The organism is Pedobacter sp. SG908, assembly GCF_011759615.1.
Classification (GTDB): domain Bacteria; phylum Bacteroidota; class Bacteroidia; order Sphingobacteriales; family Sphingobacteriaceae; genus Pedobacter; species Pedobacter riviphilus.
On the sequence record NZ_JAAOYY010000001.1, the window covers coordinates 2,081,162 to 2,102,181 of the forward strand.

Here is a 21,020-nt window from a genome sequence, read left to right on the forward strand (position 1 = left end):
TAATATCATGTTAAGATTAGGGATTTTAGGTTTAGGAGAGGGCAGAAGCACAATTTCTGCATCATTGGCAAGCAAAAAGTTTAAGCTTATCCAGATTTGCGATGCCAATAAAAAGCTTTGCGAAGAACGTGCTTTAGAATTTGATTTTCAAAACTGGACAACCAATTACGAGGATATGTTAACCAGTGATAAAATCGATATGATTGCGATTTATACGCCAGATCATCTGCATTTTGAGCACATTAAACTGGCGCTTGAACATGGGAAGCATGTGGTGTGTACCAAACCATTTATCGATGATTTAGCTCAGGCCAATGAGCTGTTGGAGTTAGCAAAGAAATCAAGAAAAAAGATTTTCGTAGGGCAAAGCTCTCGTTTTTTTGAGCCCGCCATGCGCCAGAAGAAAGATTTTGATAAGGGTCTAATCGGCGAATTGATCACTATCGAAAGTCATTACCATGCTGATCATCGCTGGTTTTTGGAAAAAGGTTGGTCGCTAAAACAATCATTTAAATGGCTGTATGGCGGTTTAAGTCACCCTGTTGATTTTATCAGATGGTACATGCCCGATATCGAAGAAGTTATGGGTTATGGCATGTTGAGTAGCAACGGTTTAAAAGCCGGGCTGAAAAATCAGGATACCATGCACTTTATCTTTAAAGCAAAAGATGGTAGAATAGCAAGGGTTAGCGGTGCTTACACTGGCCCAACACAGCCCGCAAGCCGCGATAGTGGTATGAGCTGTATTCTCCGCGGAACAGAAGGAGCGAGCCAGGCCGATTACCATGAATTGCGTTATTCGGTAACCACTAAAACAGGGGAGGAAAAGATAATTACCTGGGGTGATTCGACCTTAAAACACTATTTCCGTTTCGAGGGACAAAGCCATCACGCTGGTGAGTACCAAAACTACCTGGATTATTTTGCAGATAGCATCAACAATAATTTTACCGCATACCCTGATTTAAAAGAAGGCATAGGTACTGTGGCATTATTGCAGGCTATGGATCAATCTTTAGAAACGGGTTTACCTGTAAAAGTTGATGAAATTTTGAAAGCAAATCATATTACAAGGGAATCGATAGGCTTGTAATTGTTTGCCACGGAGACACAGAAAACACGGAATATAATACGCCATGGTTCGTGTTTCCACGAACCACTAGTGACAAAATCATGAAAATCTGTATCTATCCGTGTTCATCTGTGGCTAAAAACTGTCAAATAATACAACCAAACTAACCAAAATACACCTAATGGGAAACATTGTAGAACGATTAACCAGTTTAGATTACTTTATCGTAATTGCTTACCTCATTATCCTGATCATCATTGGTTATCGGGCCAGTTTTTCGAAAAAGAAGAACGATGATGAGACCTTATTTTTGGCCAATAAATCATTAAACTGGAGCAGCATAGGCTTCAACATGTGGGGTACCAATGTTGGTCCGTCGATGTTATTGGCTTTTGCCAGTATTGGCTATAGTACTGGTATCGTAGCAGTTAATTTCGATTGGTATGCTTTTATCTTTTTATTCTTACTGGCCATTGTTTTTGCCCCAAAATATCTTGCCGCCAAAGTGAGTACCATGCCAGAGTTTATGGGCAACCGTTATGGCGATTCTACACAAAATATCCTCGCCTGGTATGCGCTGGTTAAGATTTTAATCTCGTGGTTATCACTCGGTTTGTTTGCTGGAGGTTTTTTGGTCCGTCAGATTTTGGGTATACCCATGTGGCAATCGGTTACCGTATTGGTCGCTTTTGCAGGACTGTTTACCTTTTTCGGCGGTTTAAAAGCCATTGCTAAAGTCAATGTTTTCCAAATGATATTACTCATTGCCGTTTCACTTTCTTTAATGCTTTTAGGCTTGAACAAAGTTGGTGGCATTTCTGCGTTGTATGCAAAAACGCCACATCATTTCTGGAATTTAATTCAGCCGGCAAGCGACCCGAAATATCCCTGGTATGCCATTTTATTAGGTTATCCAGTTGCAGCGGTAGCCTTTTTCTGTACAGATCAATCGATGGTTCAATCGGTTCTGGGTGCTAAAAACTTAAAACAAGGACAATTAGGCGTGAGTTTTATTGGTTGGTTAAAAATCCTTTCCTTACCGTTATTTATTGGAACAGGAATCCTTTGTTATGTACTTTTTCCTGGTTTAAAAGATCCGAACGAAGCGTATATGACCATGGTAACCAATTTATTCCCGCCTGGTATGAATGGACTGGTAATCGTTGTACTAATTGCGGTTTTGGTGGGTACCATAGGATCTTCTTTAAACTCATTAAGTACCGTTTTTACGATGGATATTTATGTGAAGAAAATCAACCCACAGGCGAGTAATAAACAAATTATCCGCATTGGCCGATGGGCAGTTGTTGCAGGATGTATTTTCGTGGTTATAGTGGTTTTGGCCATCGATAATATCAAAGGATTGAATTTATTCGATGTTTTTCAATCGGTTTTGGGCTTTATTGCGCCGCCGCTATCAGTCGTGTTTTTACTTACCGTTTTCTGGAAAAGAACCACAAGAAAAGCGGTGAATTTTACACTTTCAATCGGCTCAATTTTAAGCTTGGGCGTTGGTGTAACTTATCTCTGGATTTTGCCATCGGATAAATACACTTTCTGGCCCCATTACCTGATGCTTTCGTTTTTCATTTTCGCAGGATTAATGATCATCGCGATTTTGATTTCTTTACTGGATAGATCGCCAAGTATTTACACAGTTAATGAAGAACACCAGGCCAATATCGAAAAGCCAGCCAAATCGGTCTGGATTTCGTGGATAGCGCTTGCAATCGTAATGGTTACACTTTACATTTTCTTTAATGGGCATTAAAAAATAGAAGAATCGTCATTTCGACCTTAGTGGAGAAATCTATAGGAATTATACTCCATAGATTTCTCCATTCCACTACGCTTCAGTCGAAATGATGATAAATATAAAACTAAGCAATATGAAAAACTTAAAAAAACTTATCCTCATTGCCATTTTCACCTGCTCGGCAGCACAACTTTTCGCGCAGAAAGCTTCATGGATCTGGTATCAGGGCGATTTCGATATTTACATGAGCAATGTGATGCAGAACCGCAGAACTGAAAGAGGATCTTTTTTTCCTGTCTTCTGGAAAATGGACAGTCATTATGTGTTGGTCGATTTTCACAAAGAATTTAATCTTGCTCAATCTGAAGAGGTTAAGTTGTTTGTAGAAGGCACTTACAACGTTAAAATCGATGGTCAGGCCATTGCCGGTTTTCCAAAAAGCATTCAAATTCCTGCAGGAAAACATAAATTAAGTTTGAAGGTTTACAACCAGGCTAATGTTCCTGCGATTTTTGTTCAAGGTAAAACGGTGGTTTCTGATGAAACCTGGCTGACTACTTTCGAGGATAAAGAATGGATTGATGCGAGTGGAAAAACCTCCGATAAATCGGGAACCACTTTTGTTTCAGCAGGCTCATGGAATTTAACTGATCCAACTCAATTGCCATCACAGTTTAAATTGCCTGTTAAAGGTATTGCCGCGGTAAGTAGAAAAAAGAATGAGGGGGGAGAAGTATTAGATTTTGGAAAAGAAACTTTTGGCTTCATTAAGGTTCATGGTTTAAAAGGTAAAGGCAGATTGAGTTTATTTTATGGTGAATCTGCTGAAGAAGCTTATTCTGAAGATAAATGTGAGACTTTAGATTATGTGGATATTGATTTGGCTGTGAAAAAGGATTCCATTATGCCACTTTCGAAAGCATTTAGATATGTGAACCGTCAAACAACTGGAAATGTAACAGTCGATTCTATTTCCATGCTATATGAGTATTCACCAGTAACAGAACGCGGAAGTTTTAAATCTTCGGATGAGGAGCTCAACAAAATCTACGATGTGGCCAAATATACCTTCCATTTAAATACCCGCGAGTTCTTTATCGATGGGATAAAACGCGATCGCTGGGTGTGGAGTGGCGATGCTTATCAAAGTTATTTGATGAACTATTACTCGTTTTTTGATGCACCAACTGTAAAACGGACTTTATTGGCTCAGCGTGGAAAAGATCCCGTAACGGCGCACATCAATACCATTATGGATTACTCTTTTTATTGGTTTTTAGGGATTTATGATTACTATAAATTTACCGGCGACAAGAAGTTCGTACGGGATATTTACCCGCGGATGCAGTCGCTAATGACTTACATCGATGGAAGAAAGAATAAAAATGGCCTGTTAGAATGGATGCCTGGTGACTGGATTTTTATCGATTGGGCAGATAAACTGAGTAAAGATGGTGAAGTAAGTTTCGAACAGTTATTATACGCCAGGAGTTTAGAAACCATGGCTTTATGTGCCAAGTTAGCCAATGATACAGAAGGTATTACGAAATATGAGAAACAAGCAAAAGAACTGAAAAGCAAAATTTTCGAACTTTACTGGAACCAAAACAAAAGTGCTTTGGTGCACAGTCGTATTGATGATAAACAAACCGATAATGTAACCCGTTATGCCAATATGTTTGGGATCTTCTTTGATTATTTTACGCCTGAACAAAAACTGGCCGTTAAAAAGAATGTGTTACTTAACGATCAGATTGCAAAAATTACCACCCCATACATGCGTTTTTACGAGCTAGAGGCATTGTGTGCGATGGGCGAACAACCTTATGTATTAAAGGAAATGAAAAATTATTGGGGTGGCATGTTAAAATTGGGCGCAACTTCTTTTTGGGAGGAATACAACCCAGATAAAAAGGGAACCGAACACTTGGCTATGTACGGTCGCCCGTTTGGAAAAAGCCTTTGTCATGCTTGGGGAGCCAGCCCGATTTATTTATTGGGAAAATATTATCTAGGTGTACAACCCACAACACCAGGCTACGAAACCTATACTATTGAGCCCAATTTGGGCGGCTTAGCGTGGATGGAAGGTAAAGTACCAACAACAAATGGTGATATATCAGTGTTTTGCAGTAAAAAAGAAATCAAAGTTTCTTCTCCAACAGGTGTAGGTAAACTAAAGATAAAAAGCAAAACCAAACCAGTTATGAAAGGTGCTAAAGTAAAAGAGGTTTCGAAAGGAATTTATGAAGTGATGATTGAAAAGGGAAAAGATTATCATGTGAAGTATTCGGGATAATCTACGAATGTAAACCTGGTTTTTAAAACCTGATAGGTTTGAAAAGAGGCTTAAACCCCAATCCGTTGTTCTATCTTTTTAACACATTTATAGGCCTCGGCAAGGATCACATCATTTTCAATCGCTTGATCTACGTTGATCGCATTTAACATCGAAATGGTTAAACAGGCAATAATTCCATTATTGCCATTAATACCAATTGGTACCGAAAGATCGGTTACACCAGAAACTGAATCACTATTTTTGAAATAAGAGCCAGTTTGCTGAATATCTTCCAATGAAGTCAAAAAATCTTCTTGCTGGGCTTTAGCATATTTTTTAAAAATGGAATTGTTTTTTAATGTTGTGCTGCGCTCAGCCTCGGGCATATAAGCCAGTAAAACCTTGCCCGATGCAGTTAAAGGCAATGGAAACAAATTTCCCTCTTCGATAGAAAGCGCAATTGGCCCAGGGCTTTTGGCATGGATAATTACCATAACCTGGTTCATATACAAAATACTCAAATGGCACGATTGACGAATGCTGTTTGCCAGTTCTTCTAAAGGAAACTGCGCAGCTTTACGCAGTTCATCAATAGGCGAGTGCCTGTGCGAGAGGTAAAAAAGCTTTAACGACAACCTATACTTGCCCGAAACCTCATCGCGCAAAATATAACCGCGACTTTCCAAACTCATTAACATCCTGTAAATTTCGTTTGGCGTTTTCTCAATACCAAAAGCGATTTCAGTTTGTGACAATGGGATAGATTGTGCTGATAAATACTCCAATATATCAAGTCCTTTATCCAAAGCAGGGGCTTGGTACTTTGATTCTTTTTCGTTCATACGGGTTTAAATTTGGCTGTATCGTATTTTTTACAATTTCAAACATACAAAATGCTTTCTTATTTATCCAAGAGAAGATTTTGTATAATTTAAATACGAATATATGTTTTCATATTTAAAAAAAACATTTATATTTGAATTAGAGATAGTATTTTAAAGTTAAGAAATTTATAAAGCTTAATTCAAAAGAATTTAGAATTTATTTCTGAACGGATTTTATCCCTAATAACCATTTATAAACCTAACCAAAACATCCGAAACGGTGTGCAATAGTGAATGAGCAAACTCGTAATATTTTCTTGGCTTTATCTATTAAGCATTCCGCTTTTTGCGCAAGATATTAAGGTTGCTCAATTGGATTGTGCGTATCGGAATAATCCTCTAGGCATTGATGTTCTTTCGCCAGCTTTGAGCTGGAAACTGCAATCAGCTAAACACAATATCATGCAAACAAGCTATCAAATCGTAGTTTCTAGCAGTTTAAGCAATTTAAATAAAAATATTGGGGATGTTTGGGACACCAAAAAAGTAAAGTCTGGCCAATCGTTACAGATTAAATATAAAGGTAAAAAGTTATTATCAAGCAAAACCTATTATTGGAAAGTCCGTGTTTGGGACAGTTCCGGACATGAATCTGGCTGGAGCGCTTCTGCCTTTTGGCAAATGGGATTGCTCAACACAGCCGATTGGAAAGGTGCAAAATGGATTGCCTACGAAAAACTAGCGGATTCTAACGTAAATAGTCTGCCAACGGATGGTAAAAAAGATAAATACATTGGCAATAACATCTTGCCAATGTTCCGAAAAGGTTTTACGGTAACGAAGACAATTAAAAAAGCCACAGCTTTTATTTCTGGTTTAGGCCATTTTGAAATGAGTTTAAACGGAGCGAAAGTTGGCGATGACTTTTTAGCACCTGGCTGGACGAAGTATGATAAAGAGGCCTTGTACCTGACTTATGATTTAACTAAACAGCTTAAGAGAGGTGAAAATGCAATAGGAGTGATGTTGGGCAATGGTTTTTATTATATTCCTCCAGTTAAAGAAAGGTATAGAAAATTAAAAGTAGCTTATGGTTATCCGAAAATGATCTGCAGGCTGTTAATCGAATATACGGATGGAACTTCAGCGAATATCATCAGTAACCAAAGTTGGAAAACCGCGCCATCGCCCATAACTTTTTCAAGCATTTATGGCGGTGAAGATTACAATGCCAACCTTGAGCAAAAAGGCTGGAATTTAGCAGGTTTTAACGATAGCAGATGGAAATCGTCGTTATTAGCTGATGGTCCGAAACTAAATGCCCAAAAAGAAGAACCTGTAAAGATTTTCGAAAATTTTTCACCTCAAAATATTAATCCGGTTGCCCATGGCGAATGGGTTTATGATATGGGACAGAACGCTTCTGCAATTATCGAATTGAAAGTCCGAGGAAAAAAAGGCGATACTGTCAGTATTACCCCAGCCGAATTATTAAAAGCTGATGGTTCGGTAACACAAAAAAATATCGGCGGACCATCTTATTTTACCTACATTTTAAAAGGCGGGGGGGTAGAAACCTGGCGTCTTAAATTCTTTTATACAGGCTTTCGCTACCTGCAGGTTAAAGGAGCTGTTCCAAGCGGCAAAGAAAATCCATCTAACAAATCAGTAATAGAAGCTTTAAAAGCTTTACATATCCGAAATGCTGCTGAGCAGGTGGGTAAGTTTTCATCCTCGAACGAGCTGTTCAATAAAACTTTCAGCCTGATCGATTGGGCGATTAAAAGCAACATGGTAAGTGTTTTTACTGATTGCCCACATCGCGAAAAATTGGGATGGTTAGAAGAACTGCATTTAATGGGCAGTTCTGTACGGTACAATTATAATGCAGCACCGCTTTTCAAAAAGGCATTACAGGATATGAAGAACTCGCAATTGGCTAGTGGTTTAATTCCAGAAATTGCTCCTGAGTATGTAAAATTTGAGTGGGGTGGCGATATGTTCCGCGATTCGCCTGAATGGGGCAGCAGTAGCATTTTAATGCCATGGTATTTATATCAGTGGTATGGCGATAAACAGGCTATGGTTGATTATTACCCAATGATGCAACGTTACATTAATTATTTGGGCACCAAAGCAAATAACCACATTTTATCGCAAGGTTTAGGCGATTGGTACGATCTGGGACCAAAACCTCCCGGCGTTTCTCAGTTAACGCCAATGGGCGTTACGGGTACAGCCATTTATTATTATGATTTAAAAATCTTAGAAAAAACGGCTACGCTGCTGGGCAAAAAAGCCGATGCAATGGCCTATGCAAAACTTGCCCTTGAAGTAAAAAATGCATTCAACAATCAATTCTTTGATGCAAAAAGCAGACAGTATGCAACAGGCTCTCAAACTGCAAATGCAATGGCGGTTTATATGGAATTGGCTGAAGAAATGCATAAAAATGCAGTAATCGAGAATTTGGTTAAAGATATCAGAGATCGTAAAAACAGCTTAACAGCAGGCGATATAGGTTATCGTTATGTGTTGCGCGTTTTAGAAGATGCCGGGAAATCGGATGTGATTTTTGATATGAACAGCCGTTCGGATGTTCCCGGTTACGGGATGCAGATCGCCAAAGGAGCAACGGCTTTAACCGAATCGTGGGCAGCTTTACCAACCGTATCCAACAACCATTTTATGCTGGGGCACTTAATGGAATGGCTGTATAGTGCTGTTGGTGGTATCCGTCAGGCAGAAAACTCAATAGCTTTTAAGCAAATTAAAATCGAACCAGAAGTTGTAGGCGATTTAACCTCAGCTGATGTGCGTTACAATTCTCCTTATGGCAAAATCTCTTGCAAATGGGAAAAAACAGACCGAACTTTTACACTGGAGGTGAATATCCCGGTAAATACAACAGCAACAATTTACTTTCCTGTTTTGCCGAAATATGAAATCTCCGAAGAATACAATTCGACCTTTACGGATGCAGGAATAGAAGCTGGGAAAGCTAAGGTTGCTGTGGGATCAGGATATTATAAGTTTAATTTAAAGTACAAATGAAAAAGATAATCCTCGCATTTTTCCTTTTTGTAAGTGCATTAAAATTGAATGCTCAAACCACGAATCCTGTTTCAGCCGAAACCATGGAAAAAATTTATCAGGAAGTAAAAACGCCTTACAAATATGGCTTGGTAATGGTTCCTGAAGACAATCAGCATAAAATGGATTGTCCGACAGTTTTCCGCAAGGGGAAGTTTTGGTACATGACCTACCTTATTTTTAGTGGTCGTGGTTACGAGACCTGGCTGGCAAAAAGTAAAGATTTATTGCATTGGGAAAATCAGGGTAAACTGATGTCGTTTGGAGATGCAGGTCATTGGGATGATAACCAAAAAGCGGGTTATAATGCTTTATTGGATACCAAATGGGGCGGAAATTATGCCCTGAACACCTTTGACGGCAAATATTGGATGTCGTATTTCGGAGGTAAAGAAAAAGGTTACGAAGTAGAACCCTTATCTATCGGAATGGCTTATACCACAAAAGATCCATCAATGGTTCAAGAATGGAATAGGTTAGATAAACCTGTTTTGACTTCGGGTGATGCAGATGTACGTTGGTGGGAAAACCGGAACAAACTTTTTAAAAGTACGGTGATTGAAGATAAACAAAAATTAACGGGAAATCGGTTTGTAATGTATTACAATGCTGTGGGCGATTCTTTGGTTAACAATAAAAAAACACGCTGGTACGAACGGATCGGCATGGCCGTTTCTGATGACATGATTCATTGGCGGCGGTTCAATAAAAACCCTGTTGTTCATCACCCCGCTGGCATTACAGGAGATGCTGTAATTCAAAACATTAATGGAACCTGGGTAATGTTTTACTTCGGTGCTTTCTGGCAAGACAGAAAAGGTTCATTTAACCGTTTTTCGGCCTCAAATGACCTGGTAAACTGGACAGATTGGACTGGTGACAACCTGATTGAGTCGTCAGAAAAATATGATGAATTATACGCGCATAAATCTTTCGTACTGAAATACAAAGGCACGGTGTACCATTTTTATTGTGCGGTTAACAAACAGGATCAGCGTGGAATTGCCGTGGCTACATCGAAAGATTTAGGTAAGAGTAAATTGAATTTCGTAAGCGAAACAAAGAAATAACATGAAGAGGCTAAGTAATTTTAATGTTGTATTTTTTTTAGTATTAGGTCTGTGTGCATCCCGTCATTGCGAGGCACGAAGCAATCCTAATGCGAAAGAACAGCCAACCCATAATAGTAAGATTGCTTCGTGCCTCGCCATGACGACCAATAGAGATAAGATTAGGCATGAACCCCGCATCAGAACCAGCTTTAACAAAGATTGGAAATTTCTTTTGGGAGACGAACCAAATGCAAAATCCCCAGCATATAACGATCTTAAATGGAGAAAACTCACTTTACCGCACGATTGGAGCATTGAAGGAAAATTCGATGAGAAAAACCCTGCAAAACCTGAGGGAGGTGGTTTACCCACAGGCATTGGCTGGTACAGAAAAGAATTTACAGCTCCTGCCAATTTTAAGGATAGATTAATCACAATCGAATTCGACGGCGTGTATAAAAACAGTGAAGTTTGGATCAATGGTCAGTATCTGGGCAAAAGGCCTTACGGCTACAGCTCTTTTTCTTACGAGATCAGCAAATTCTTAAAAGCTGGGAAAAATATCATTGCAGTTAAAGTAGATAACTCAGCGCAGCCCGATTCGCGCTGGTATTCGGGTTCGGGGATTTATAGAAATGTATGGCTTACATCTACAGCAAAAGTTTCAATCAAACGCAATGGCACTTTTGTGAAAACCTTCTTAATCAGCGGCGATAAAGGTCAAAGCAACGAAAGCAGAAAATTAAAACCTGGTGAAAGTATCGCGTCAGTAAATGCGGAGATCGACATTGAAAATAAATTCAACACAAAAGGTACTTATACAATCCTGACGACCATTTTGGATGATAAAAATATCCAATTGCAAAAAAAGGAATGGCCACTCCACACCAGTGAAACTTCTACAACAATGGCAATTAATGGTCTTGGGATAGCTAATCCTAAACTGTGGTCAGTTGATCATCCGAACATGTACAAGTTGGTGGTGGAAATTGCACAGGCTGATGGGAAGATTATTGATCAATATACAACACCTTTTGGCGTGCGTGAATTCAATTTTGATGCAGCTAAAGGCTTTTCGTTAAACGGAAAACCAATGAAAATTTTAGGTGTTTGTTTACACCACGATTTAGGTGCTTTAGGCGCCGCAGTAAATGTGAGGGCTATGGAACGCCAGCTGGAAATAATGAAAGCAATGGGGGTGAACGCTATCCGTACAGCGCATAATCCACCTGCACCTGAATTTTTAGATTTATGCGATAAAATGGGTTTTCTGGTTATGGATGAGGCTTTCGATATGTGGGTGAAAAAGAAAACCAAAAACGATTACCACCTCGATTTTCCAGCGTGGCATAAAAAAGATCTGGAAGATATGATTAAACGCGACCGTAACCACCCATCCATAATTCTATGGAGTATCGGTAACGAAATCCGCGAGCAGTTTGACAGTACAGGCATCGCGATTACAAAAGAATTGGTTGGTATCGTTAAAAACTTAGATAAAACCCGGCTGGTAACCTCAGCTTTAACGGAAACAAAAGCCGAAAAGAATTTTATCTACCAGGCCAATGCGCTTGATATTTATGGATTAAACTACAATCACAAACTGTATAAAGATTTCCCTACAAACTACCCTGGAGTCAAATTTTTAGCAACAGAAACTACTTCTGCGCTAGAAACCAGAGGTTTTTACGATACAGCCGATACCATCCGCCGTTGGCCTAAAGACGGAAAAACAAAGTTTACCGAAGGTAACAGCGAATGGTCGGCATCCGCTTACGACAATGTTTCAGCCTATTGGGGTTCTACACACGAAGAAACCTGGGCAGCAGCTAAAAAATACGACCATGTTTCAGGTTTATTTGTTTGGACGGGTTTTGATTACCTGGGTGAGCCTTTACCTTATCCGTGGCCAGCAAGAAGCTCATACTTTGGAATTGTTGATTTAGCAGGTTTCCCGAAAGATTCATATTACATGTACCAAAGCGAGTGGACAAACAAACCTGTATTACACCTTCTGCCTCATTGGAACTGGAAACAAGGAAAATCTGTAGAAGTTTGGGCCTATTACAACAATGCCGATGAGGTAGAATTGTACCTGAACGGAAAATCGTTAGGAAAAAAATCAAAACAGGGCGATGATTTACATGTGCTTTGGAATGTGCCTTTTGAGCCTGGAACTTTAAAAGCAGTATCCCGTAAAAGTGGCAAAGATGTTTTAGTACGTGAAGTGAAAACCGCAGGAGATCCGGCAAAGATTGAATTAATAGCCGATAGAAAAAATATTAAAGCTGATGGTAAAGATTTGTCTTTTGTAACCGTTCGCGTTTTAGACGCTGCTGGTAACGTAGTGCCAAATGCAGATAATCTGGTTGATTTTCAGGTTGAAGGTGTTGGTTTTATTGCAGGTGTTGATAATGGGTTTCAGGCAAGTTTAGAGCCTTTTAAAGCCAGTTACCGTAAAACTTTCCATGGTTTATGTTTGGCCATTCTTCAATCAACAGAAAAAACCGGAACCATAAAATTAACAGCTTCATCAGCTGGTTTAACATCATCATCGATAATTATAAAAACAGGAAAATAGAATAACAGAAATGAATCTATCGGTTGGTGTATCACCGACCTAAATAAGTAAAATAAAAACATGGTTGGTGGAGATACCAACCATTAAATCTATCGGTTGGTGTCTCACCAACTGAAAAAATTAAAATAAGAACATGGTCGGTGGAGACACCGACCATTAGATAAAAAGAAGAAATAAAGTGGAGAAGATAATTAATTTAAAAGGAATAACCTGGAACCATAGCCGCGGGCTTTTGCCATTGGTGGCTACGGCACAACGATTTTCTGAATTGCACCCAAATGTAAACATCACCTGGGAGAAAAGAAGTTTGCAGCAATTTGCCGATTTTTCAATCCAGGAGTTGGCAGAACGATTTGATCTCTTGGTTATCGATCATCCCTGGGCAGGTTTTGCCGCAAAAACAAAATCAATAGTGCCTTTGGATCTTTATCTTTCTAAAGAATATTTGAAAGATCAGGAAGAAAATTCGGTAGGTCAATCTTACGAGAGTTATTTTTATAATGAACACTTATGGGCTTTACCGATAGATGCTGCAACTCCTGTAGCAGCTTCAAGACCAGATTTATTCGCTCAAAAGGATTTGCAATTACCTAAATCTTTTGAAGATCTATTGGTACTTGCAGATAATGGTTTGGTTGCTTTTGCAGGTATTCCCATCGATGTTTTAATGAATTTTTATACCCTTTGCTGCTCTTTAGGTGAAGATCCTTGTCAAGGAAACGAAGAGGTGGTCTCTAAGGAAATTGGTAGCAGGGCTTTGCAAATGTATCGGGAACTAGCCTCCAAAATAGATCAAGCAAACTTCAACAGAAACCCGATCCAGGTTTATGAAGCAATGACTTTAACCGACGAAATTGCGTATTGCCCCTTTGCTTATGGCTACTCGAACTATTCGCGTAATGGTTATGCCCGCAAAACCTTGCATTTTCACGATATGATTTCTTTAGATGGTAAAACCAACCTGAGAAGTACATTAGGTGGAACAGGTTTAGCCATTTCAGCTAAATGCGAGGCATTGGAGATTGCTGCCAAATATGTAGAATTCGTAGGTTCACCGGCTTGTCAGTCTACTTTGTTTTTTGAAAGTGGTGGTCAGCCAGGGCATTTGGCCGCATGGAAAAATGAAGAAGTCAACCGCCAGAGCCAGCATTATTTTCTGAATACTTTACCGGCCTTGCAAAGAGCTTTTCTCCGTCCACGTTACCACGGTTCGATGTATTTTCAAGATCACGCGGGCGATGTGGTGCGCGATTATTTAATGAATGGAGGCGATGAAATCCAGGTTTTATCGGCACTGAATAAATTATATCAGCAATCTAAAAGTTTAGTGTTATCATGAACAGACCGCTTGAAGGACTTTTGGTTTTAGAGTTTTGCCAATTTTTGGCAGGGCCATCAGCTGGCTTGAAACTGGCCGATTTGGGTGCCCGTGTGATTAAAATCGAACGACCAAAAACAGGCGATGCCTGCAGATTTTTATCCATCAAGAATCTTTTTGTGGATGAAGACAGCCTGCTTTTTCACACCATTAACCGAAATAAAGAAAGTTATGCCGCCGATTTAAAAAATCCGGAAGATTTAGAACGACTTAAAAAATTAATCAGCAAGGCTGATGTAATGACGCATAATTTCCGTCCTGGTGTGATGGAAAAAATTGGTCTGGATTACGAAAATGTTCAATCCATTAATCCTAAAATTGTCTATGGTGTAGTTACAGGCTATGGAAGTGAAGGTCCGTGGAAAAACAAGCCAGGGCAGGACTTATTGGTACAATCCGTTTCAGGATTAACATTTTTATCGGGTGTTGATGTAGACGGACCAGTTCCTTTCGGACTTTCTGTTTCGGATATTATGTGTGGAAACCATTTGGCACAAGGTATTATGGCCGCTTTGATCAAAAGGGCAAAAACCAATAAAAGTGTTTTGGTTGAGGTGAGTTTGCTCGAATCCATTTTGGATGTACAGTTTGAAGTATTAACCACCTACTTAAACGATGGTGGTAAATTACCCGATAGAAGCGGAGCAAAAGGCAGTGCACACGCTTATTTAAGCGCTCCTTATGGCATGTACGAAACCAACAACGGTTATATTGCCATGGCCATGGGCAACCTGCCGAATATCTGTACGATTATTAATTGCGATATTACTGACTTATATGTTGAGGCAGGTTCAGCATTCGAAAACCGCGATAAATTAATTGTCCGCCTGGCCGAAACCTTTAAAACAGCTGGTACAAAACATTGGGTTGATCTTTTGGAAAGCCACGGGATTTGGTGCGCAGAAGTATTAAACTATCAAACTGCAACCGCCACGAATACCTATAAAAGCCTACAGATTGAACAGGAATTGGATTTAGATGATGGCAAAAAAATAAAGACAACAGTTAGCCCGATTAGACTGGATAATGAAAAGTTATTTGCCGGTAAAGCAGCGCCAAAACTTGGTTTTAATACGGCTGGGATTAATAAAGAGTTTGAATTAAATTAATTGTCACGGTGAGCCTGTCGAAACGCAGAGATAAATCTACAAAAGGTTCTTCGACTGGCTCAGAATGACAAACGAAAAATAAAATAAAGTCGTCATTTCGATCCGATAGCTATCGGATGAAGCGCAATCCCGAAGTTTCGGGAGAGAAATCTATCGGAGAAAGACTTAATAGATCTCTCCTCCGAAGGAATTCCTTTGGAACACTACGGCCGAGATGAGGATTGCATTTAGTGAAGTGACGATTTAAAAAATAAAATTATGCTACCGCTTGAAGATTATTTAGTTATCGATTTCAGTCAGTTCCTATCGGGGCCATCAGCAAGTTTGCGCCTGGCCGATATGGGGGCACGTGTAATCAAAATTGAGCGTTTGGGTGTAGGCGACATTTGCCGCACGCTCTATACCTCAAATCTGATTATGAACGGCGAATCATCTGTTTTTCATGCCATTAACAGGAATAAAGAAAGTTTTGAAGTTGATTTAAAACGTGAAGAAGATTGTGAAATGGTACGCGAACTGCTTAAAAAAGCAGATGTTATGATCCATAATTTCCGTCCAGGGGTAATGGAGCGTTTAGGTTTCGATTATCAATCCGTAATCGCTTTAAATCCAACCCTAATTTATGGCGAAATTTCAGGCTATGGCAACAGGACCGAATGGAAAAACAAACCTGGTCAGGATTTACTTTTACAATCAGTTACCGGCTTAACCGCTTTAACCGGAAATGCCGATAGTGGCCCTGTAGCAATGGGTTTATCCATTGTAGATATGTTAGCAGGCGCACATTTGGCGCAGGGAATCCTGGCCTGTTTATACCGAAAAGCATTAAAAAACGAAGGTGGTTTTGTGCAGATCAGCATGATGGAATCCGCTTACGATTTTCAGTTTGAAACCATCACCACTTTTATGAATGATGGCGGATCTTTGCCTCAACGTTCTAAAAAGAACAATGCAAATGCATATTTAGGCGCTCCTTATGGGATTTATCAAACAGAAAACGGATATTTAGCCCTGGCGATGGTGTCCATTCCACAGCTCGGCAAGCTGCTTGGCTGCGAACCATTAGAAGATTACATCGAAATCACCGAGGCATTCGATAAACGTGATGAGATTAAGGCCATTTTGGCTGATCATCTTTTATCGGCGACTACCGAAAAATGGCTTTCCATTTTAGAACCTGCCGATATTTGGTGTGCAGATGTGTTAAACTGGAATGCTTTAATGGCCCATGAGGGTTTTAAGGTGTTGAAGATGGTTCAGGAAGTGGAAATGATTGATGGTTACAGATATGAAACCACCAGATGCCCGATCCGCATTGATGGCGAATTATTAACTTCAGCAATTGGTTCGCCAAAATTAGGACAGGATAATGAGAATATTATCAAAGAATTTATAACCAAGCATAGCACTGCAAATGCATAACCAAATAGAAACTTTCAGGATAGCCGTTCGTAAATTTGCGCCATTTGAAGCTGCGATGCAGAAATTCTGGGAACAATATTGTCTCAGTTCGGGCTGTACACTAAAGTTGGATATGGTGGTAATGGACCTGCACGAACTTTACGACAGTACCATCACTCAAAAAGGATTGGCAAACGGCGATTTTGATATTGCGCACATCAGTACCGATTGGGTGTTGGAAGGCTATTCAGGCAATGATTTCGAAGTTTTAAATCCCTACATCAACAAAAACAAGCCCGACGATTTCCCGAGGGGGTGGAGCAAATCGCTTTTAGGACTGCAGCGCTTCGGCTGGGAGGTGGTTGGCCTGCCATTTCATGATGGGCCAGAATGTTTTATTTATAGAAAAGACCTGTTCGAAAGTGAAACCGAAAAAGCCCGCTATTTTGCTCAATTCGGCAAAACCTTAGCAATACCCCAAACCTGGGAAGATTTTCATCAGATTGCGCGTTTTTTCAATCGTCCCGAACAAAATTTATATGGCAGTATTTTCGCCTGTTATCCTGATGGCCATAATACTGTTTTTGATTTTGCGCTGCAATTATGGACGAGGGGCGGGACACTGGTTGACAAACATGGTTTTATCCAGATCAATACACAAGCGGCGATTGATGGTTTAAACTTTTACCGTAAAATTGTTAACGATAAAACTGCTGTCCATCCAAAATCTGCAGCATTCGAATCCGTAGCCGCAGGAATAGCCTTTTCGCAAGGTGAAGCCGCTATGATGATCAATTGGTTCGGTTTTGCAGCGATGTGTGAAGTAGATGCAAATTCAAAAGTGAAAGGCAATATAGATGTTGAACTTTTACCCTCAGCCATTAACGAAAAATCAGCTTCTTTAAACGTATACTGGCTTTACACCATTGCTAAGGGTAGTAAACACAAAGATATCGCATACGATTTTCTTCGTTTTGCCTTAGCCAGAGAACAGGATAAACAGCTCACTTTAGCAGGAGGGATTGGTTGCCGGATTTCGACCTGGAAAGATGAAGAGATCAACCAGGTTATTCCTTATTACCATAAACTGGAACAATTACACCAGGTGGCGAATATGTTGCCACAGAAACAAAATTGGGCTGCTATTGCCGCCATTATCGACCAAATGGTGTTGCAGGCCATCAATACCGATGCCGCAACCGAAGAACTCATTCAACGTGCACAGAACCAGATAAATGAAATTGACAAATGAGTATTGATATCAAATATAAACCCCAACTCCCGCAGACCAAACAGCCCATCATTATTATTGGTGCAGGCGGAATAGTGGCCGATGCACATTTGCCAGCGTATAAAATTGCTGGTTTTGAAGTGCATGGCATTGTAAACCGGACGAAAGAACGGGCACAGAAGTTAGCAGATGCTTTTGGAATTCCAAATGTCTATAATTCTGTGGCCGAAGCCGTAAAACTGGCTCCAGCCAATGCAGTTTACGATTTAACCATCATGCCTGAGCAATACATCGAAACATTAAAGCAGTTGCCCGATGGAAGTGCGGTGTTAATTCAAAAACCTATGGGCGATGATTTTACACAGGCAAAAGAAATCCTCGAACTCTGCAGAACCAAGAATTTAAAAGCGGCTATAAACTTTCAATTGCGTTTTGCACCATTTGTAAGTGCCGCAAAATACATCATCGATAAAGGTTTAATCGGCGAATTATACGATATGGAAGTCCGCGTAACGATTAAAACGCCTTGGGAGATTTTTCCGCATGTAATTATCCATCCACGTTTAGAAATTCAATACCACAGCATTCATTATGTCGATTTAATCCGTTCATTTTTGGGTAATCCTGAGAGTATTTTAGCAAAAACCTTAAAACATCCGGCGAAAAGTTTGTCATCATCTCGTTCTACGATCTTATTCGATTATGGCGATACGATGCATGCGGTAATCAACACCAACCACGATCACGATTTCGGTCCAAATCATCAGGAAAGTTATATTAAATGGGAGGGAACCAAAGGCGCCATTGTGGCTAAAATTGGCTTATTGATGGATTATCCGCACGGTGTACCAGATGTTTTTGAATACTGTATTGTAGAAGATGGAAAATCACCAGAATGGCAAACAGTTAAGTTAGAGGGATCTTGGTTTCCAGAGGCTTTTATTGGTACTATGGCCAATTTGATGTGTTATAATGAAGGTTCAGGCGATGTTTTACATACCAGTGTCGAGGATGTAATCCAAACCATGGCCGTGGTAGAAAGTGCCTACCAATCGAGTGATATTGGAGGGGTAAAGGTAAAAGAACAGTTAAATAATTAAATCGTTATTGTGAGGCAGATAATAAGCGATCGAGGTAATATGATTTAGGAATTGGACAATATATGAACGGATGCTATTTGCAATTTGAAAGGCCAAAGCACTAAAAACCGTTCCACTTAAATCCAGCCTAACAAATTTTTCGGAACGCATTGTCAAGGCCAACGCAGTTCCTTTAAAAGAAAAATTTTAAGCTGGGCGTTTTGTTTCTTTTGCAGTCAAAAGAAAAGAGCCCGTCTGGCTAAGACAAAGAAAAATTAAAAAATAATAAGATGTATTTCAAATCAACATTTTTTGAAGATTATCAATTACAAGATAAACGTGTAACGCTAGGTCGTACCATAACAGAAACCGATTTTGTAGTTCATGCAGGTCATACAGGCGATTTTTTTCCGCACCATATGGATGCCGAATGGTGTGCAACACAGCCGTTCAAACAACGAATAGCCCACGGAACGATGATTTTTAGCATTGGTATCGGTTTAACTGCATCAGAAATCAATCCTGAAGCCATGAGTAAAGGATATGATAAATTGCGATTCGTAAAACCTGTTTTTATTGGCGACACCATTCACTCCGAAATAACCATTTCTGAAAAAGGGGAGAGCAAAAGGCCAGAATATGGCACCGTAACCGAGCATGTAGAAATCATCAACCAACACGGAGCGGTTGTATTAGTCTGCGACCATCTTTTGGTAGTGAAGAAAAAGTAAGATAAAAATCGTCATTGCGACGAAGAACGGCGCGGCAATCTTTTTTTGCCAATTCAAACAAAAAAACCAAATATAATGAACCACAACACACAGCAAGAAATTGTAACTGAGCGCAATCCCTCATCAGGAAAGAAGTATTTATTGCCGTTCATACTCGTAATCAGCTTGTTTTTCCTTTGGGGAATGGCACATAACCTCGATTCTATCCTGATTCCACACTTAAAAAAAGCCTGTAACCTCAATAATCGGCAGTCTACTTTAATTGATACCTCAGTTTTCTTTGCTTATTTTTTAATGGCGATTCCAGCCGGAATGATTTTGAAAAAGTGGGGTTATAAAGCAACCATGATCTCAGGTTTACTTGCTTTTGCTTTCGGTGCGTTTTTATTTGTGCCAGCTGCCAATAACCTGTCGTACATTACATTTTTGATTGCACTTTTTATTATTGGTTGTGGTTTAACCATGCTCGAAACTTCTGCCAATCCTTATGCTGCTGTATTGGGTGATCCAACGAAAGCAACGAGCAGATTAAACCTGGCGGCATCTTTCAACGGATTGGCTGCTATGGTGGCTCCAATGATTGGCGGATTGTTTATCCTTTCAGGTAAATCGCACAGCAAAGAAGAATTGGCAGCCATGACGGAGGCAGGTAGAAACAGTTATTTCTTAAAAGAGGCAGCATCAGTTAAAACACCATACATTTCCCTTGGCATTGTTTTATTGATAATAGCCGCTGTATTTTACTTTATTCACCTTCCCGAAATCAAAACCAAAAGTATTGATGGAGAAGCAAAAGGAAGTTTTTTTGGCGCACTACGCCATAAACACCTCAAGTGGGCAGTTGTTGCTCAGTTCTTTTATGTTGGTGCGCAGGTTTGTGTTACCAGTTTCTTTATTAGAATGGCCCAACAGGGTGGAGGCTTCGATGAGCGGACGGCAGCCTCATATTTAGCGATATATGGATTTTTGTTTACTGCTGGACGCTTTGCAGGAACTGCGATTTTACAGTTTGTATCATCGAATAAACTGCTCGCTATTTATGCGGTAATCTCTATTTTATTGTGTTTAGTTGCCATTTTAGGTAAAGGTTCTTATGTAGTTTATGCTTTAGGTGCTGTCGGATTCTTTATGTCGATTATGTTTCCAACCATATTCGCGTTAGGAATCGATGGTATAGGTGATGATACCAAGCCAGGCTCTTCATGGTTGATCATGTCGATTGTGGGCGGCGCAATTTTACCATTCGGTATGGGAAGTTTAATCGATATGTATGGCGATAATATCCAGATTGGCTATAGCATCCCTTTGGTTTGTTTTGTTTTCGTCCTTTATTTCGGCTTACGGGGTTATAAAATCGCACACAAATAAAATTTAACGTCTTCCGATAGGTATCGGATGCAAGGAGGAACAACGAGGCAATCTATTCTTGAAT

General features: G+C 39.8%; 14 protein-coding genes. 13 read left to right on the top strand and 1 reads right to left on the bottom strand.

Annotated features, from left to right (window positions below; all coding sequences use genetic code 11):
• Positions 1–7 precede the first annotated feature (7 nt).
• The 3 genes from FHT21_RS08450 to FHT21_RS08460 all read left to right on the top strand — a co-directional run bounded on the left by FHT21_RS08450 (position 8) and on the right by FHT21_RS08460 (position 5,127).
• Positions 8–1,093, top strand: a complete 1,086-nt coding sequence (locus tag FHT21_RS08450) for a Gfo/Idh/MocA family oxidoreductase (RefSeq protein WP_167294251.1) — start codon at positions 8–10, stop codon at positions 1,091–1,093.
• A 160-nt stretch (positions 1,094–1,253) separates the two neighbouring features.
• Positions 1,254–2,843, top strand: a complete 1,590-nt coding sequence (locus FHT21_RS08455) for a sodium/solute symporter (protein ID WP_167294252.1) — start codon at positions 1,254–1,256, stop codon at positions 2,841–2,843.
• Positions 2,844–2,961: 118 nt separating this feature from the next.
• The gene (locus FHT21_RS08460) at positions 2,962–5,127 is read left to right on the top strand and encodes an amylo-alpha-1,6-glucosidase (protein ID WP_167294253.1); all 2,166 of its coding nucleotides are present in this window, start codon (positions 2,962–2,964) and stop codon (positions 5,125–5,127) included.
• Positions 5,128–5,177: 50 nt separating this feature from the next.
• Here the strand turns inward: FHT21_RS08460 and FHT21_RS08465 are convergent, their stop codons facing one another.
• Positions 5,178–5,951, bottom strand: a complete 774-nt coding sequence (locus tag FHT21_RS08465; protein ID WP_167294254.1) for an IclR family transcriptional regulator — start codon at positions 5,949–5,951, stop codon at positions 5,178–5,180.
• 276 nt (positions 5,952–6,227) lie between these two features.
• Between FHT21_RS08465 and FHT21_RS08470 the strand changes: the two genes are divergently transcribed.
• From FHT21_RS08470 to fucP, 10 genes are all read left to right on the top strand, one after another.
• The gene (locus tag FHT21_RS08470) at positions 6,228–8,987 is read left to right on the top strand and encodes a family 78 glycoside hydrolase catalytic domain (RefSeq protein ID WP_167294255.1); all 2,760 of its coding nucleotides are present in this window, start codon (positions 6,228–6,230) and stop codon (positions 8,985–8,987) included.
• On the top strand, positions 8,984–10,096 hold the full coding sequence (locus tag FHT21_RS08475; RefSeq protein ID WP_167294256.1) for a glycosylase: 1,113 nt from the start codon (positions 8,984–8,986) through the stop codon (positions 10,094–10,096). The genes FHT21_RS08470 and FHT21_RS08475 overlap by 4 nt, the downstream gene beginning before the upstream one ends.
• A gap of 1 nt (position 10,097) precedes the next feature.
• Positions 10,098–12,659: a glycoside hydrolase family 2 TIM barrel-domain containing protein gene (locus tag FHT21_RS08480; protein WP_243853924.1), complete on the top strand. Its 2,562-nt coding sequence runs from the start codon at positions 10,098–10,100 to the stop codon at positions 12,657–12,659.
• 178 nt (positions 12,660–12,837) lie between these two features.
• Positions 12,838–13,998: an extracellular solute-binding protein gene (locus FHT21_RS08485; protein WP_167294257.1), complete on the top strand. Its 1,161-nt coding sequence runs from the start codon at positions 12,838–12,840 to the stop codon at positions 13,996–13,998.
• Positions 13,995–15,146 (top strand): CaiB/BaiF CoA-transferase family protein, encoded by a 1,152-nt coding sequence (locus tag FHT21_RS08490; RefSeq protein ID WP_167294258.1) that lies wholly within the window; start codon positions 13,995–13,997, stop codon positions 15,144–15,146. The genes FHT21_RS08485 and FHT21_RS08490 overlap by 4 nt, the downstream gene beginning before the upstream one ends.
• Positions 15,147–15,404: 258 nt before the next feature.
• Positions 15,405–16,568: a CaiB/BaiF CoA-transferase family protein gene (locus FHT21_RS08495; protein WP_167294259.1), complete on the top strand. Its 1,164-nt coding sequence runs from the start codon at positions 15,405–15,407 to the stop codon at positions 16,566–16,568.
• Entirely contained in the window at positions 16,561–17,799 is a 1,239-nt protein-coding gene (locus tag FHT21_RS08500; protein WP_167294260.1) for an extracellular solute-binding protein, read from the top strand. The genes FHT21_RS08495 and FHT21_RS08500 overlap by 8 nt, the downstream gene beginning before the upstream one ends.
• Positions 17,796–18,878 (top strand): Gfo/Idh/MocA family oxidoreductase, encoded by a 1,083-nt coding sequence (locus tag FHT21_RS08505; RefSeq protein WP_167294261.1) that lies wholly within the window; start codon positions 17,796–17,798, stop codon positions 18,876–18,878. The genes FHT21_RS08500 and FHT21_RS08505 overlap by 4 nt, the downstream gene beginning before the upstream one ends.
• Before the next feature lie 269 nt (positions 18,879–19,147).
• Positions 19,148–19,588 (top strand): MaoC/PaaZ C-terminal domain-containing protein, encoded by a 441-nt coding sequence (locus FHT21_RS08510; protein WP_167294262.1) that lies wholly within the window; start codon positions 19,148–19,150, stop codon positions 19,586–19,588.
• Positions 19,589–19,663: 75 nt separating this feature from the next.
• Entirely contained in the window at positions 19,664–20,956 is a 1,293-nt protein-coding gene (fucP, locus tag FHT21_RS08515) for an L-fucose:H+ symporter permease (RefSeq protein WP_167294263.1), read from the top strand.
• Positions 20,957–21,020: the final 64 nt, after the last annotated feature.

What these genes read in the sequence shown, in the direction of transcription:
- FHT21_RS08450 (WP_167294251.1), top strand. Translation starts at nt 8, where the DNA reads ATGTTAAGATTAGGGATTTTAGGTTTAGGAGAGGGCAGAAGCACAATT.
- FHT21_RS08455 (WP_167294252.1), top strand. Translation starts at nt 1,254, where the DNA reads ATGGGAAACATTGTAGAACGATTAACCAGTTTAGATTACTTTATCGTA.
- FHT21_RS08460 (WP_167294253.1), top strand. Translation starts at nt 2,962, where the DNA reads ATGAAAAACTTAAAAAAACTTATCCTCATTGCCATTTTCACCTGCTCG.
- FHT21_RS08465 (WP_167294254.1), bottom strand. Translation starts at nt 5,951, where the DNA reads ATGAACGAAAAAGAATCAAAGTACCAAGCCCCTGCTTTGGATAAAGGA.
- FHT21_RS08470 (WP_167294255.1), top strand. Translation starts at nt 6,228, where the DNA reads ATGAGCAAACTCGTAATATTTTCTTGGCTTTATCTATTAAGCATTCCG.
- FHT21_RS08475 (WP_167294256.1), top strand. Translation starts at nt 8,984, where the DNA reads ATGAAAAAGATAATCCTCGCATTTTTCCTTTTTGTAAGTGCATTAAAA.
- FHT21_RS08480 (WP_243853924.1), top strand. Translation starts at nt 10,098, where the DNA reads ATGAAGAGGCTAAGTAATTTTAATGTTGTATTTTTTTTAGTATTAGGT.
- FHT21_RS08490 (WP_167294258.1), top strand. Translation starts at nt 13,995, where the DNA reads ATGAACAGACCGCTTGAAGGACTTTTGGTTTTAGAGTTTTGCCAATTT.
- FHT21_RS08495 (WP_167294259.1), top strand. Translation starts at nt 15,405, where the DNA reads ATGCTACCGCTTGAAGATTATTTAGTTATCGATTTCAGTCAGTTCCTA.
- FHT21_RS08500 (WP_167294260.1), top strand. Translation starts at nt 16,561, where the DNA reads ATGCATAACCAAATAGAAACTTTCAGGATAGCCGTTCGTAAATTTGCG.
- FHT21_RS08505 (WP_167294261.1), top strand. Translation starts at nt 17,796, where the DNA reads ATGAGTATTGATATCAAATATAAACCCCAACTCCCGCAGACCAAACAG.
- FHT21_RS08510 (WP_167294262.1), top strand. Translation starts at nt 19,148, where the DNA reads ATGTATTTCAAATCAACATTTTTTGAAGATTATCAATTACAAGATAAA.
- fucP (WP_167294263.1), top strand. Translation starts at nt 19,664, where the DNA reads ATGAACCACAACACACAGCAAGAAATTGTAACTGAGCGCAATCCCTCA.